This window comes from Rhizobium sp. WYCCWR10014 (assembly GCF_001657485.1).
GTDB lineage: Bacteria > Pseudomonadota > Alphaproteobacteria > Rhizobiales > Rhizobiaceae > Rhizobium.
This window is the reverse complement of sequence record NZ_LXFU01000029.1, coordinates 1-15,653: the sequence shown is the minus strand read 5'-3', so window position 1 is coordinate 15,653 and position 15,653 is coordinate 1. Positions and strand designations below refer to the sequence as shown.

14 protein-coding genes are annotated in these 15,653 nt (G+C 61.4%); 7 read left to right on the top strand and 7 right to left on the bottom strand.

From position 1 onward, the window contains the following. Nucleotides 1-2: 2 nt before the first annotated feature. A complete protein-coding gene (locus A6U98_RS08820; RefSeq protein ID WP_064649296.1) occupies nt 3-488 on the bottom strand; it encodes a DUF2628 domain-containing protein in 486 nt (161 codons plus the stop codon). A gap of 22 nt (nt 489-510) precedes the next feature. After that, a complete protein-coding gene (hisB, locus tag A6U98_RS08815; protein WP_003544176.1) occupies nt 511-1,119 on the bottom strand; it encodes an imidazoleglycerol-phosphate dehydratase HisB in 609 nt (202 codons plus the stop codon). Nucleotides 1,120-1,275: 156 nt separating this feature from the next. On the opposite strand from hisB, the gene hslV reads away from it, so the two are divergent. The 6 genes from hslV (at nt 1,276) to A6U98_RS08785 (ending at nt 8,462) form a co-directional block, all read left to right on the top strand. Beyond that, entirely contained in the window at nt 1,276-1,803 is a 528-nt protein-coding gene (gene hslV / locus A6U98_RS08810) for an ATP-dependent protease subunit HslV (protein ID WP_012759582.1), read from the top strand. Continuing rightward, nucleotides 1,790-2,302, top strand: a complete 513-nt coding sequence (locus A6U98_RS08805) for a GNAT family N-acetyltransferase (protein WP_064649294.1) — start codon at nt 1,790-1,792, stop codon at nt 2,300-2,302. The genes hslV and A6U98_RS08805 overlap by 14 nt, the downstream gene beginning before the upstream one ends. Then, nucleotides 2,299-3,606, top strand: a complete 1,308-nt coding sequence (gene hslU / locus A6U98_RS08800) for an ATP-dependent protease ATPase subunit HslU (RefSeq protein WP_011649875.1) — start codon at nt 2,299-2,301, stop codon at nt 3,604-3,606. The genes A6U98_RS08805 and hslU overlap by 4 nt, the downstream gene beginning before the upstream one ends. A 189-nt stretch (nt 3,607-3,795) precedes the next feature. After that, nucleotides 3,796-4,743, top strand: a complete 948-nt coding sequence (locus tag A6U98_RS08795) for a DUF1402 family protein (RefSeq protein WP_064649292.1) — start codon at nt 3,796-3,798, stop codon at nt 4,741-4,743. Between the two features lie 48 nt (nt 4,744-4,791). Continuing rightward, nucleotides 4,792-6,204, top strand: a complete 1,413-nt coding sequence (locus tag A6U98_RS08790; RefSeq protein ID WP_064649290.1) for a cytochrome P450 — start codon at nt 4,792-4,794, stop codon at nt 6,202-6,204. Nucleotides 6,205-6,290: 86 nt separating this feature from the next. Beyond that, nucleotides 6,291-8,462 (top strand): malate synthase G, encoded by a 2,172-nt coding sequence (locus tag A6U98_RS08785; protein ID WP_064649288.1) that lies wholly within the window; start codon nt 6,291-6,293, stop codon nt 8,460-8,462. A gap of 70 nt (nt 8,463-8,532) precedes the next feature. On the opposite strand, the gene A6U98_RS08780 is transcribed toward A6U98_RS08785, so the two are convergent. Further along, on the bottom strand, nt 8,533-9,216 hold the full coding sequence (locus tag A6U98_RS08780) for a L,D-transpeptidase (protein ID WP_011649879.1): 684 nt from the start codon (nt 9,214-9,216) through the stop codon (nt 8,533-8,535). A gap of 179 nt (nt 9,217-9,395) precedes the next feature. On the opposite strand from A6U98_RS08780, the gene A6U98_RS08775 reads away from it, so the two are divergent. Then, entirely contained in the window at nt 9,396-9,890 is a 495-nt protein-coding gene (locus A6U98_RS08775; RefSeq protein ID WP_064649287.1) for an MmcB family DNA repair protein, read from the top strand. Nucleotides 9,891-9,908: 18 nt separating this feature from the next. On the opposite strand, the gene A6U98_RS08770 is transcribed toward A6U98_RS08775, so the two are convergent. The 4 genes from A6U98_RS08770 to A6U98_RS08755 all read right to left on the bottom strand — a co-directional run bounded on the left by A6U98_RS08770 (nt 9,909) and on the right by A6U98_RS08755 (nt 15,316). Next, nucleotides 9,909-10,487: an ActR/PrrA/RegA family redox response regulator transcription factor gene (locus A6U98_RS08770; protein WP_064649767.1), complete on the bottom strand. Its 579-nt coding sequence runs from the start codon at nt 10,485-10,487 to the stop codon at nt 9,909-9,911. Nucleotides 10,488-10,555: 68 nt separating this feature from the next. Then, nucleotides 10,556-11,884 (bottom strand): ActS/PrrB/RegB family redox-sensitive histidine kinase, encoded by a 1,329-nt coding sequence (locus A6U98_RS08765; RefSeq protein WP_064649285.1) that lies wholly within the window; start codon nt 11,882-11,884, stop codon nt 10,556-10,558. A gap of 22 nt (nt 11,885-11,906) precedes the next feature. After that, complete coding sequence (hrpB, locus tag A6U98_RS08760; protein WP_064649283.1) at nt 11,907-14,372, bottom strand: ATP-dependent helicase HrpB; 2,466 nt, start codon at nt 14,370-14,372, stop codon at nt 11,907-11,909. Then, nucleotides 14,369-15,316, bottom strand: coding sequence for an ornithine cyclodeaminase family protein (locus tag A6U98_RS08755; RefSeq protein WP_064649281.1), 948 nt, complete (start codon nt 15,314-15,316; stop codon nt 14,369-14,371). Before A6U98_RS08755 ends, hrpB begins: the two co-directional genes overlap by 4 nt. Nucleotides 15,317-15,653: the final 337 nt, after the last annotated feature.

Below are 15,653 nucleotides of genomic sequence, written 5' to 3'. Positions count from 1 at the left end.
CGTCAGCGTCCTCCATCAAAACCAAAGAGACCAAGCGATGTTGCATCGCCGTGCGGGACATTCGGACGGGCCTTGTTCTGCCAGTCCGGTGCCGCGGCGTCGTCACTGGTTGCAATAGCCGCCCTGTCCGAAAAATAGACCTGCTCAGCAGTGCCGATCGTATCGGCTGCAATGAGTGCGTCTTCGTTCCAGCCCTTCGCAGCAAGGTTGCGGACACGGAAATTCTGGCCCTCGAGACCGACCAGCATATTCACGCCCAATAGGATTGCCGCTCCCGCCGGCCCGAGGCCGGGTTCGTCCATCAGCGCACCACCGATCCCCTGTAGCAGAAAGGCCGCGGCCGCATGCAGCCAAAGCCGATGCGCCAGCAGCCAAACCCATGGAAACAGGAAGCCGAGCAGCGTGAAGCCGTCACGGATGGTTCGCGTCTCATCGGCTGTGGCGCTCGTGCCGCCGGGCGGTGTCAGGAAGATATAGCTGGATGTCATTGCCGCTGCTCCCTTGAAGGGCTCAGACGAGCGTGCCCTTGGTCGAGGGAACACGGCCTGCCTGTCTCGGATCGATCTCTGTTGCCGTGCGCAATGCACGGGCAACGGCCTTGAAGCATGTCTCGGCAATATGGTGGTTGTTGGCGCCATAATGGTTGAGAATATGCAAGGTGATGCCGGCATTCTGGGCGAGTGCATGGAAGAATTCGCGAACGAGCTCGGTGTCGAAAGTGCCGATCTTCGGCGCGCTGAAGGCGACATTCCAGACGAGGAACGGCCGGCCGGAAAGATCGACCGCAGCCTTGGTCATCGTCTCGTCCATGGCAAGATCGATCGACGCGTAGCGGGTGATCCCGCGCCGGTCGCCGAGCGCCTTGGAGATCGCCTGGCCGATGGCGATGCCGGTATCTTCGACCGTATGATGGTCGTCGATATGCAGGTCGCCCTTGGCATCGATCTCCATGTCGATGAGGGAATGTCGCGAAAGCTGGTCGAGCATATGGTCGAAGAAGCCGACGCCCGTCGAGATCGTCGATTTGCCGGTGCCGTCGAGATTGACGGAAACGGAAATCGAGGTTTCGTTGGTCTTGCGGGAAACGCTGCCCGTGCGGCTTGCTGCGGTCTCGGCCATATGGCCCTCCATCGGGAATAAGGCCGTTCCTTATCAGGCGCATCTGGAAATATCCAGAAGCCGGGCAAGAGAAAAGCCGGCCCATTTGCAATCGGCGCCAGTCCACTTACATAGGGCTCAACAGGGCCGGCATGCGGCCCGGCAGACAGGTGTTTTATGACAACAATCATTACAGTTCGAAAAGGCGGCAAGGTAGTGATGGCGGGCGATGGCCAGGTGAGCCTTGGCCAGACCGTCATGAAGGGCAATGCTCGCAAGGTGCGCCGCATCGGCAAGGGCGAAGTCATCGCCGGTTTTGCTGGCGCCACCGCCGATGCCTTTACCCTGCTCGAAAGGCTTGAAAAGAAGCTGGAGCAATATCCCGGTCAGCTGATGCGCGCCGCCGTCGAGCTCGCCAAGGACTGGCGCACCGACAAGTACCTGCGCAATCTCGAAGCCATGATGCTCGTCGCCGACAAATCGATCACGCTGGCGATCACCGGCAATGGCGACGTTCTGGAACCGGAGCATGGCACGACGGCGATCGGTTCCGGCGGCAATTTTGCCCTGGCCGCCGCCCTCGCACTCATGGATACCGACAAATCGGCCGAGGAGATCGCTCGCCGTGCTCTCGATATCGCCGCCGACATCTGCGTCTACACGAACCACAATGTCGTGGTGGAATCGCTGGATGCCGAAGGCTGAACCCTATGCCTTCCGGCCGCTTGCCGCGGTTGACCTGCCGCTCCTCGCCATATGGCTGGAAAGCCGGCATGTCAGGCGCTGGTGGAGCGATCCGGCCAAGGCGCTGGCTTCGATGGAAAAGCATATCGATGCGGCCTCCGTCTCGTGCTTCATCGTCACGCTGAATGGAAAGGACTTCGCCTTTATCCAGGCGGCCGATCTCGACGGCGTGGACGATGAAGCGCTCGCCGGTCAGCCGAAGGGCACCTACGGCATCGACCAGTTCATCGGCATCGAGGAACTGGCAGGCAAGGGTCACGGACCGGCCTTTATGATAGGGTTCTGCAATATGCTCTTCGCAAAGGGCGCGCAGCGGATCCTGGTCGATCCGCATCCTGACAATGCATTCGCAATCAGAGCCTATACCAAGGCGGGCTTTCAACGACTTGGCGAAACAACGACTAATTACGGCCGGGCACTGTTGATGGCCCTGGACCGCCAGGAGAATGATACTCAATGACCACTTTTTCCCCCCGCGAGATCGTTTCCGAGCTCGATCGCTATATCATCGGCCAGCATGACGCCAAGCGCGCGGTTGCGATTGCGCTGCGCAACCGCTGGCGCCGCCAGCAGCTCGATCCGAGCCTGCGCGACGAAGTCATGCCGAAGAACATCCTGATGATCGGCCCGACCGGCGTCGGCAAGACGGAAATCTCCCGCCGCCTGGCAAAGCTCGCCGGCGCACCTTTCATCAAGGTGGAAGCCACAAAGTTCACCGAAGTCGGCTATGTCGGCCGCGATGTCGAGCAGATCATCCGCGATCTGGTCGAGGTCGGCATCGGCCTGGTGCGCGAGAAGAAGCGGGCCGAAGTGCAGGCCAAGGCGCATGTGAGCGCCGAGGAGCGTGTTCTCGATGCGCTGGTCGGCACAACGGCATCGCCTGCCACGCGCGAAAACTTCCGCAAGAAGCTCCGGGACGGCGAACTCGACGACAAGGAAATCGATATCGAGGTTGCCGATGCTGGTTCCGGCATGGGTGGCTTCGAAATTCCCGGCATGCCGGGTGCCAATATCGGTGTGCTGAACCTGTCGGAAATGTTCGGCAAGGCGATGGGCGGCCGCACCAAGAAGGTTCGCACCACAGTCAAGGCCTCTTATAGTGACCTGATCCGCGACGAATCCGACAAGCTGATCGACAACGAAGTGATCCAGCGTGAAGCCGTTCGCTCCACCGAGAATGACGGCATCGTCTTCCTTGACGAAATCGACAAGATTGCAGCCCGCGACGGCGGCATGGGCGCTGGCGTTTCGCGCGAAGGCGTGCAGCGCGACCTCTTGCCGCTCGTCGAAGGCACGACGGTTTCGACCAAATACGGGCCGGTCAAGACCGACCATATTCTGTTCATCGCCTCCGGCGCCTTCCATGTCTCCAAGCCTTCGGATCTTCTGCCGGAATTGCAGGGTCGCCTGCCGATCCGTGTCGAATTGCGTCCGCTGAACAAGGATGATTTCCGCCGGATCCTTACCGAGACGGAAGCAAGCCTCATCCGCCAGTACCGCGCGCTGATGGAGACGGAAAGCCTGAGCCTCGAATTCACCGACGACGCAATCGACGCGCTTGCCGATGTCGCCGTGCATCTGAACTCCTCCGTCGAGAATATCGGCGCACGCCGTCTGCAGACGGTGATGGAGCGGGTGCTGGACGATATTTCCTACAACGCGCCGGATCGGGGCGGGACGGCCGTGACGATCGATGCCGCTTATGTGCGCGAACATGTCGGCGATCTCGCACAGAATACCGATCTCTCGCGCTTCATTCTGTGATATCGGCGCACCGGTCCATGTCTTTACCGATGTGGATACCGGGTTGTGACGAACTCGACTCTCGACAGCGGGCCTTTTACTTTTTAGTGAAGGCCCGTGTTGTTTTCCGCTCCGGCTTTATTCGGCCAAGATTCTGGTCCAGTCAGCCGCATCGCAAACAGGACGATGGAACGGACGGGATAGCGGATCGTGCGACGCCTTTTGACAAGCCTTTTGATTGCCGTTGCCCTGGTGAATTCGGCGCCTGCCTTTGCCATGCAGACGGTGCCGGCCGGCAATCGTCACGCTGAGCAGCCGGATATTCCGGGCGCTTCCATCAGGCGCACCAAGGGCACCAAGAGCAGTTTCGATCTGAAATACGAAAAGGTTCATGAGCTTCTGGCGACCGATCGCGAGCTGATGAGCAAGATCCGCAAGATTTCCAGCGCTTACGGCATCAATCCCATCCATGTCGTCGGCGCGATCGTCGGCGAACACACCTATAATGTCGATGCCTACGACCGGCTGCAGGCCTACTATGTCAAGGCAGCCTCCTATGCCGGAGAAAGCTTCCGCTTCTCCTATGATGGCGAAAGCGTCGACGAATTTGTGGCGCGGCCGCAATTTTCCGAATGCAAGGGCAAGAGCGATTCCTATACGCTCTGGTCCTGCCGCGAAGATGTCTGGGAAACCGACTTCCGCGGCAAGACGGTGGGTGGTACGAGCTTCCCCAACAACCGTTTCAGCGCGGTCTTCTTCCAGCCCTTCTATGCCGGCCAGACCTTCGGCCTCGGCCAGGTCAATCCGCTGACGGCGCTGATGCTCTCCGATCTCGTGACCCGCGTGTCCGGCTATCCGAAGCTGAACGAGAAGAATGCCGGCGCCGTCTACAGGGCCATCATGGATCCCGATATCTCGCTCGCCTTCGTCGCGGCCTCGATCCGCAGGTCGATCGACGATTACAAGGAGATTGCCGGCATGGATATCTCGGGCAATCCCGGCCTGACGGCGACGCTTTATAATGTCGGCAATTCGCGCCAGCGCGCCGCGGCACTTGCTGCGAAGAACCGCGGTGCCGGGGCGACGGTCTGGCCGGAAGAGAATTATTACGGCTGGCTGATCAACGACAAGCTGGACGAACTCAAGGGCCTGCTCTAGCTTCAAGCTTGCCGGGAAGGCGTAGATCTTCCCCGAAAGGCTTTTACGATGGACATGCGTCCGGACCCCTTCGTCCCGCCAGCACCGCTGCCGCGTACCGTGCCGCCGAGCCGGCTGGAAATCATTCGCATCATCCTGCGCAATCCGCTCGAACTTTGGGGCGAGCCGTCCTACACGCTGCCCTGGATCCGCACCAATTTCTTCGGCCAGAGGACGCTGATCGTCAATGATCCCGGCCTGATCAAGCACGTGCTGGTCGACAATGCCAATAATTACCGCATGTCGGATGTGCGCCAGCTCGTGCTGCGTCCAATCCTCCGCGACGGCCTTCTAACCGCCGAAGGTCCTGTCTGGAAGAGATCGCGCAAGGCGGTGGCGCCTGTTTTCACGCCGCGCCATGCCCAAGGCTTCGCCGGGCAGATGCTGCGCCAGTCCGAAGACTATGTCTGCAAATATGAGAGCGCAGGCGAGGCAGGCGCAATTTTCGATATCAGCACCGACATGACCGAGCTGACCTTCGCGATTCTCGCCGACACATTATTCTCCGGCGAAATCGTCACCTCGAGCGGCCATTTCGCCGACGACGTCAATGAACTTCTGCATCGCATGGGCCGCGTCGATCCGATGGATCTGATGCGCGCTCCCTCCTGGGTTCCACGTGTGACACGCATCGGCGGTCAGAAAGTGCTGGAGAAATTCCGCGCCATCGTGCGCAACACCATGGATATGCGGCTCGCAAAGATGAAGGCGAATCGCAGCAGCGCGCCTGAAGATTTCCTGACCCTGCTCTTGGAGCAGGCTGGCCCCGAGGGGCTGACCAAGGAGGAAATCGAAGACAATATCCTGACATTCATCGGCGCGGGGCATGAAACCACAGCCCGGGCATTGGCCTGGACGCTGTATTGCGTATCGAACAGCCCGCATATCCGCGAAGCGATGGAAGAAGAAATCGACGCGGTGCTCGCCACTGGGGCCAAACCTGTGGAATGGCTGGATATGATGCCGCAGACGCGCGCCGCCTTCGAGGAGGCTTTGCGCCTCTATCCGCCGGCGCCATCGATCAATCGCGCTGCCATATCAGATGATTCTTGGACAAGCCCGAAGGGCGAGCGGGTCGCGATCGAAGCCGGCGTCACGGTGCTGATCATGCCCTGGACGTTGCATCGCCACGAACTTCACTGGGACAGGCCGCGTGCCTATATGCCCGAACGCTTCCTGCCGGAAAATCGCGGCTCTATCGGCCGCTTCCAGTTCCTGCCTTTCGGCGCCGGCCCGCGTGTCTGCATCGGCGCAACCTTTGCGCTTCAGGAGGCGGTGATCGCCCTTGCTGTCCTGATGCATCGTTATCGTTTCGATTCCACCGATCAGACCAATCCCTGGCCGGTGCAGAAGCTGACGACGCAGCCGCAGAACGGGCTGCCGATGCGCGTGACGCCGCGCATAATTTCCACGAAGGCATAAATCTTTCGAATTATTGCAGAATTGACTGTGAATGAAAGCCGAGCAAAGTGGCAGCATTCAAAAGTCGTTGCCAGGGAGAATGTCGCATGAGCCGCGTTGATAAGAACGGTCTTGCCATCGAAACCGTCCTTCATGATTTCCTCGTCGAGGAGGTGCTGCCGGGTCTGGCGGTCGATGCGGACAAGTTCTTTGCCGATTTTTCGGCGGTCGTCCACGATCTCGCTCCGAAAAATCGTGCGCTGCTGGCAAAACGCGACGAGCTGCAGGTAAAGATCGACGACTGGTATCGTCGGCATGGCGCGCCGGCGGATATGGACGAATACCAGTCCTTCCTCCGCGAAATTGGTTATCTCCTGCCTGAGGGGTCCGACTTCCAGGTTTCGACCGACAATGTCGATCCGGAGATCGCCTCGATCGCTGGTCCGCAGCTCGTCGTTCCCGTCATGAATGCCCGTTACGCTTTGAACGCCGCCAATGCCCGCTGGGGTTCGCTCTATGATGCGCTCTACGGTACGGACGCCATTCCCGAGAGCGACGGCGCCGAAAAAGGCAAGAGCTACAATCCGAAGCGCGGCGAGAAGGTCATCGCCTGGGTGCGCGATTTCCTCGAGACATCAGTGCCGCTGCAGGACTGCCGCTGGAAGGACGTCGGACGCTTCGCCGTCAAGGATGGAGCGCTGGTCGTCAGATCGATCGATGGCGAGCAGGCCATGCTGACGGACGGCAAGCATTTTGCCGGCTATCGCGGCGATGCCGCCGCTCCCACGCATATTCTCCTGAAGAACAACGGCATTCACATCGAAATCGTTATCGATGCGGCGACGACGATCGGGAAAGCCGATCCGGCTCATATTTCCGATGTCTGGTTGGAATCGGCAATTACGACAATCATGGACTGCGAGGATTCGATTGCCGCCGTCGATGCCGAGGACAAGGTCGTCGTTTATCGCAACTGGCTCGGCCTTATGAAGGGCGACCTGCAGGAAGAGGTGGCAAAAGGCGGAACGAGCTTCACCCGCAGGCTCAACCCGGATCTGCAATATGCTGGCCCGGACGGTACCGCCTTCGAGGTGCATCGCCGCTCGCTGATGCTGGTGCGCAATGTCGGCCACCTCATGACCAACCCGGCGATCCTCGACCGCGACGGCAACGAGGTGCCTGAAGGCATCATGGATGCTGCGATCACCGGCCTGATCGCGCTTTACGATATCGGCCCCTCCGGCCGGCGGAAGAATTCCCGCACCGGCTCCATGTATGTGGTCAAGCCGAAGATGCATGGGCCGGAAGAGGTGGCCTTCGCCGTCGAGATCTTCTCGCGGGTCGAAGATGCGCTTGGCCTACCGCGGAACACCATTAAGATGGGCATCATGGATGAGGAGCGCCGCACGACCGTCAACCTCAAGGAATGCATCCGTGCCGCCCGCGACCGCGTCGTCTTCATCAATACCGGCTTCCTTGATCGCACCGGCGACGAGATCCACACCTCGATGGAAGCCGGCCCGATGATTCGCAAGGGCGACATGCGCCAGGCGGCCTGGATTTCCGCCTATGAGAACTGGAACGTCGACGTCGGCCTCGAATGCGGCCTTTCCGGCCACGCCCAGATCGGCAAGGGCATGTGGGCGATGCCGGATCTGATGGCGGCAATGCTCGAACAGAAGATCGCCCACCCGAAGGCCGGCGCCAACACCGCCTGGGTACCGTCGCCGACGGCCGCAACCCTGCATGCAACCCATTATCACCGGGTCAATGTCGCCCGTGTTCAGCAGGGGCTGAAAGATCGCGCCCGCGCCAAACTCTCCGATATTCTCTCCGTGCCGGTCGCGGTGCGGCCGAATTGGACACCGGAGGAAATCCAGCGCGAGCTCGACAACAACGCCCAAGGCATCCTCGGCTATGTCGTGCGCTGGGTCGATCAGGGCGTCGGCTGCTCGAAGGTGCCCGACATCAACAATGTCGGCTTGATGGAAGATCGCGCGACGCTGCGCATTTCGGCCCAGCACATGGCGAACTGGCTGCATCACAAGGTTGTCACCGAAGCTCAGATCGTCGAGACGATGAAGCGCATGGCCGCCGTCGTCGACCAGCAGAATGCGTCGGACCCCGCCTACCGGCCGATGGCCGGCAATTTTGGCGATTCGATCGCCTTCCGGGCTGCCCTCGATCTCGTTCTCAAGGGTAGGGAACAGCCGAACGGTTACACCGAGCCGGTGCTTCACCGCCGCCGCCTCGAGCTCAAGACGAGGCAGACTGCCTGACGGAGAATACGAAAAGGCCGCCGGAACGACAGTTCCGGCGGCCTTTTTTATACCGAATTCGATAATTAGCTTACTGAATGACGACGACCTTGGACGTGCCCTTGCCGGGGCGGACGCGGCTGTAGAGATCGATGACGTCCTGGTTCATCAGGCGAATGCAGCCCGAGGATGCGGCGGTGCCGATCGAAGCCCATTCCGGCGTGCCGTGCAGGCGGAAGAGCGTGTCCTTGCCGTCCTCGTTGAAGAGATACATGGCGCGCGCGCCGAGCGGATTGCTGAGACCTGGACCCATGCCGTCCTCGACGTACTTGGCGAGATCAGGCCGGCGGACGGCCATTTCCTTCGGCGGGTGCCAGTTCGGCCATTCCTGCTTCCAGGCGACGTAGGCGGTGCCGGCCCATGCGAAGCCCTGCTTGCCGACGCCGATGCCGTAGCGCATCGCCTTGCCGTTGGCCAGGATGTAGTAGAGGAAGCGCTCACGCGTGTTGACGATGATCGTTCCGGGACGCTCTGTGGTCTGGTAGCTGACCACCTGACGGCGGAATTGCGGCTTGACCCTGTCGATCGGGATCGCCGGCAGGGAGTATCCGGCATCCTTCGTCAGGCCGTAGGCGTCATTGAAGATCTGTGCCGTCTGGACCGTCGGGCCTGCGCCCTTGTCGTCGACGGATGCGCTGTCTGAGGTCGTCGAGCAACCGGCCAGGGCGAGCGTCGCCAGCAGGCCAAATACAGGGAATGCATTGCGGATGCGCATGGATGACTCTTGAAGTTTTGGGGCAAGGAGAACGGTCTTTCGACCATCGTTGATTATGGTTTATTTTCGATTAACTTGCGCTTTGCAAGGCTACTGCAGCGCGACAAATTCGTCTGCCGCGCAAATTAGAAGCGCATGGTTTTTTTGCAACAACACGCCAGCCCCTCTGATGGTTATCCATGACGATTTTGAGCGTTTACAATAACAATCCGTTAATCGATGGCCGGCAATCGGACAGGGCCATGATGGTGCGGCGCGGAACGCAGATTTTGCTGCATGAAATGCGCCACGCCGTGCTGCCCGAACTGCCGCTGGCCAGCGGCCGCCGCGCCGATCTGGTCACTCTTTCGGAAAAGGGCGAGGTCTGGATCATCGAAATCAAGACGTCGATCGAAGATTTCAGGGTGGATCGCAAATGGCCGGAATACAGGTTGCATTGCGACCGCCTGTTCTTCGCGACTCACCAGGATGTGCCGTTGGAGATCTTTCCCGAGGAATGCGGACTGTTCCTGTCGGATGGTTATGGCGCCCATATGATTCGCGAGGCGCCGGAACACCGCATGGCGCCGGCCACGCGCAAATCCGTCACGCTCAACTTCTCGCGTGCCGCCGCGCAAAGGCTGATGATGGCAGAATGGGCGAACGGAAAACCGTTCACTGTGGATGATGTTTAATGGACGCGACGTGCGCGTCTATTTCGGCGCGCGTTTGGCAAGGATACGCTGCAGCGTGCGGCGGTGCATGTTGAGCCGGCGCGCCGTTTCGGAAACATTGCGCTCGCACATTTCATAGACCCGCTGGATGTGCTCCCAGCGCACCCGATCGGCCGACATCGGATTTTCGGGAAGCTCCGCCTTTTCGCCCGGCCGCTGCGTCAGCGCCGCGAAAACGTCGTCGGCATCCGCAGGCTTTGCCAGATAGTCGACGGCGCCAAGCTTCACGGCAGTCACTGCCGTTGCGATATTGCCATAACCGGTCAAAACGATGATCCGCGTGTCGTCACGCCGCTGGCGGATCGCCTCGATGACATCGAGCCCATTGCCGTCGCCGAGCCGAAGGTCGACCACCGCATATTTCGGCGGCCGGCCTTTCGATTTCGCAACGCCCTCCGCCACTGATTCGGCCGTCTCCACCTGGAAGCCGCGTGTCTCCATCGCCCGTGCCAGGCGGCGCAGAAACGGCCCGTCGTCGTCGACGATCAGCAGGCTGGCGTCGGGACCGATATGGTCCTCATCCGACGCGGCGAAATTGTCATGATTCTGTTCTGTCATCGTCTCGGTCCCGACGGTTGAACGCCCGATCTGCGTCAACCGCTTATATCCTGTTTATGCCGACAAAGTCATTTTGTCGAATTTGCGTCGATCAGCATGCGCGGCCATTCGATCCGGATACGCGCGCCCGCACTTTCCGGATCGCGGTTCTCGAAAATCAGCGATGCGCCGGAGCGCTCCAGCAGCGTCTTGGCGATGAAAAGCCCGAGCCCAAGGCCACCCGCCGTATCCTCTTTCTGCCGCTTCGTTACATAGGGCTCGCCGATCCGCGTCAGAATATCGGGCGCATAACCGTTCCCGTCGTCCTCGATAACGATAAGCACTTTGTCGTGATCGTGCTCGACGGTAACGGTCACTTTCTCTCGCGCATAATCGACGGCATTTTCGATCAGATTGCCGAGCCCGTACATGATGCCGGCATTGCGGTCGGTGACCGGCTCGCCCTTGCGCGGGCTCTTTTCGATGAGCTCTAATCCAATGCCGAATTCCCGGTGCGGCGCGACGATCTCCTCGATCATCGACGAAAGCGGCAGCCGGCGCATGTGCGCCTCGCCTTCGGAGGAAAGCGTCGTCAGCCGCCGCAGGATGTCGCGGCAGCGTTCGCTCTGGCTGCGCAGCAGCATGACGTCCTCGCGGAAACGATCGTCATTCTTAAGCTCCCGCTCCATTTCCTTGGCGACGACGCTGATCGTCGCAAGCGGCGTGCCGAGCTCATGGGCGGCCGCCGCCGCCAGCCCGTCGAGCTGCGACAGATGCTTTTCCCGCTGCAGCACCAGTTCGGTTGCAGCCAGCGCATCGGCAAGCTGGCTCGCTTCCATCGAGACCCGATAGGCATAGAAAGCAGCGAATGCCATGGTCGAGGCGATCGAGCACCAGACACCGAACTGCATGACGTTGTGCACGTTGATCTCGACCCCGTCGAACCAGGGCAGCGGAAAGGGCGAAAAGGCAAGCACCGTGATGCAGACCATCGCAACGCCGATCAGCGCGGTGCTGTAGCGAATCGGCTGCGAGGCAAAGGAGATGATGACCGGCACACAGACGAGCGCTGCGAAGGGATTGGCAAGGCCGCCGGTGATGAAGAGCAGCGCGCAGAGCTGCAAAAGGTCGAAGCCGAGCAGCGCAAAGGCAGCAGGCGGTTCCAGCCGATGCGTCGGCGGATAACGGATCGTCAGGTAGAAATTCACCCAGGCAAGGGCGGCGATCAGCGAAGAACTGGCAACCAGCGGTAAGGGAAATTTCAGCCAGAAGGCAACGATGAAAACCGTCAGCGCCTGTCCGCCGACGGCAAGCCAGCGCAGCCGCACCAGTGTCTGCAGGCGCAGCCTGCGGCTGTTGTGCCGGTCCTCCAGCGTATAGCCTTCCGTCTTGTCGATTATGCTAGGCTTCTCGATCATGCCGGGGGCTCCTTGATGGCCCTCATGTACCACGCGGTTTTGCTCGTGTCGTCGGCAACGCATCCTCCGGCCGCTCCGGCCAGGGATGCCGGGGATAGCGCCCGCGCATGTCGGCACGTACATCCTTCCAAGAGCCGGCCCAGAAGCCCGGCAGGTCGCGTGTCGTCTGAATCGGCCGGTGCGCCGGCGAGGTCAGCTCGAGCAGCAGCGGCAGGCGGCCGCCGGCAATGGCCGGATGCTGCTTCAGTCCAAACAGCTCCTGCACGCGGATCGTCAGAACCGGTTCCTCGCCCTCATATTGGATCGGATGCCTTTGGCCGGTCGGCGCTTCGAAATGGGTCGGCGCAAGCCTGCTAAGGTCGCGCTGCAAGTCGTGCGGTACCAGCGACATCAGTCCGTTCGAAAGCCCGGTTGCGGAAATCTCCGAAAGGCCGCGGGCCTCCGTCTGAAAGGGTGCGAACCAGTCTTCCAGCCGGGAAAGCAGGGCATCATCGCTGACATCGGGCCAAGGCTCGCCGATCGTCCTATGCAAGAATCCGATCCGCTCGCGCAGTTGCACGGCCTCCTTGGAGAAGGCAAGCTGATCGAGGCCCAGCTCGCGCACCCCTTCCACCAGCGCCTGGGTGACTGCTGCCCCGGAAGGGCGCGGCAAGGGCGTCTCTTCGAAGACGATCGCGCCGAGCCGGGTTGCCCGCCGCGCCCGGATTTGCCGGCTCTGGCGGTCGAAGAATATCTGGTCGCCGGTTTTGATCTCACCAGGCAACTCGGCTTCGATGTCGCCCCGTGTCACCTCGGCTGCCGCCAGAACCCGCGCCCGCGCCGCCCGTCCGGTCAGGTCGGCAATCACCAGCATCTGGCTGCCGGCCAGCCTCTCGGTTTCCGGCAGCTCTGCTCCGCGCCCGTTCGCCATCACGAACCGGCCGCGCCCGCCGCGCTGAAGCGCGATTCGATCCGGGAACGCATGCAAAAGCAGCTGACCTGCAAGCGCCGGCGCCGCTGAGGAAACCCTGTCGAGGCCGCTCGCCAGGCGTCCCGCCAGCCGCCTTGAAGCCTCCGCTCTCTCGCCCCGCTCGGCCTTGAAGCGTCGCAGCCGCTCCTCGATATCGACACTCGTTCCGCCAAGCCCCTGTTCGGTGAGAAGCACGGCGATCATCGCCGCATCCCGGGCGTGTCCCGCTTCTCCCGCCGAGACGACCATGGCGGCAAGCCGCGGCGGCAAAGCGAGATCGCGCATCACCTTGCCGCGCGCTGTCAGCGCTCCGTCCTTGTCGAGTGCGCCAAGCTGGCCAAGCAGCACACGCGCTTCCCTCAGCGTCGTTTCCGGTGGCTGATCGACGAAGGCAAGCGATGCCGGATCTTGAACGCCCCAATGTGCGAGGTCGAGCACCAGCCCTGAGAGATCGCTGGAAAGGATCTGCGGCGGGGTGAAGGCCGGCAGTGCCGCCGTTTGTCCCTGGTGCCACAGCCTGACGGCGATGCCCGGCTCCGTTCGTCCGGCACGACCGGCACGCTGATCGGCGGAAGCCCGCGACACGCGCACCGTCTCCAGCCGCGTGATCCCGGTCGACGCCTCGAACACCGGTAGGCGCTGCAGCCCGCTGTCGATCACGATCCTGACGCCGTCGATGGTGATCGATGTTTCGGCGATCGATGTCGCAAGCACGATCTTGCGTGTCCCCTGGGATGCCGGTCGGATCGCCGCATCCTGCTCCTTCTGGCTGAGATTGCCGTAAAGGGGCGCAATCAGCGTTTCGGCTCCGAATCGTCCCTGCAGGCGTTCGACGGTCCGGGTGATTTCCGCCTGGCCGGGTAGGAAGGCGAGGATCGAGCCGGCCTCGTTGGCATGGGCATCGAGTATCGCCCGCGTCACCGCATCCTCGATACGCTCGCCGCCCGGCCGATCCTGGTAACGGATATCGATCGGAAAGCTGCGCCCCAGGCTTTCGATCACAGGTGGATGGTCGAGCAAGCCGGCCACGCGTTCGACATCGAGGGTCGCCGACATCACCAGGATGCGCAGATCCTCGCGCAGCGCCGACTGGACGTCGAGCGCCAGAGCGAGTCCGAAGTCTGCATCCAGCGAACGCTCGTGGAACTCGTCGAAGATCACGACCGAGACACCGTTCAGTTCCGGATCGTCGAGGATCATCCGGGCGAAAACCCCTTCGGTCACCACCTCGATCCGTGTCGCTGCCGAAATCCTGTTGTCGAGGCGCATGCGGTAGCCGACCGTCCCGCCGACCTGTTCGCCGATGAGCGATGCCATCCGGCTTGCCGCTGCCCGCGCCGCCAGCCGCCGTGGCTCCAGCAGGATGATCTTGCCGTCTCCGCGCCAGGTCTTGTCGAGCAGGTAAAGCGGTACCAGCGTCGTCTTGCCGGCGCCGGGCGGGGCGGAAAGAACGGCGCGTTTTTGCTTTTCCAGCGCGGCAGCGACGGCCGGCAGAACATGTGAAACCGGAAGCTCCGGCAAGGATGCACTGATTGTCACTTTTGGCCCGTCACTGTCTCATAGGCAAGGATGGCGCCGGCGAGATCCTCCAACGCCGCACCGACCGACTTGAACAGCGTGATTTCTGCGTCATGGCTTCGTCCGCCATGGGCGCCGCTGACGAGTTCCTTAAGCTCAGCCCTGATGTCGCCTTCCTTCAGCACGCCGCTTTTCAGCGGCTGGACGATGTCGCCTGCCTCGGCGATGGCGCCGGCGCGGGTGTCGACATAAACGGAGGCACGGCGGATGGCCTCGTCGTCGCTTTCGCGCATGCTCGGCTTGAAAGCGCCGACGAGATCGAGATGGGCGCCGGGCTTCAGCCATTCGCCTGATATCAGCGGTGCGCTGGAAAGCGTGGCGCAGGAAATGATATCGGCTGTCCGCGCTGCGGCTTCAGCATCCGCGACCGCCTCGGCATTCAGTCCGAGCGCCCGGGCTTCGGCTGCGATCTTTTCCGCCGCTTGGCCGTTGCGGCCCCAGACCCGGTACCTCCTGATCGGCCGGGTCGTGCCGTGGGCAAACATCAGGTTGAGCGACAGCCGCCCGGTTCCGCAGACGAGCAACTCTTCCGCGTCGGGGCGGGCGAGATGTCGGGCCGCCAGCGCCGATGCTGCCGCCGTCCGCCGCGCCGTCAACTCGCCGCCGTCGATCGCGGCAAGCATTTCCCCGGTAGCGCCGGAAGAAAGAAGATAGGTTCCGAAGATCGCCGGCAGGCCCCGCAGCACATTGCCTGGAAAGACCGAGACCGTCTTTACCCCGGCATAGCGTCCGGGAACCCAGGCCGGCATCAAGAGCAACGTGGCGCTCTCCTCATCCGGCACCTCCATCTCATGGTGATGACGCACTGGCATTACGCATTCGCTCTGGAACATGCGGGCGATCGCCTCGATCAGTTCCGGCCAGGGCAAGGCCGCGCGCGTCTGTTCTTCATCGAGGACAAGCATTCTTCACTCCGTCGGATCTTTCTTCCTCGCCAAACTAGCGAGTGAGGCGTGGCATAGGCAAGCACCCTGGAATTCCGCGTCAGGCACCCCATATAAGCCTCATCTCCCTCGCCGAAGCCTATCCTTGAGGATTCGGCAAAAACGAATCTCAAAAACCATCCGATCGGGTGGTGGATTTGCTCGTTTTTGGAGGCAGGCGATAAAAGCCCTTCATTTTCAACCTGTTACAAAAATGTCAAAAAACTTTGGTTGGGTGTGTTGACTGTTCTAATGGGTTAGTTCTATAAGCCCACTCACTGAACGAGGGCGGCGGCGCTGCTGGCGACGAAGTCTTTCG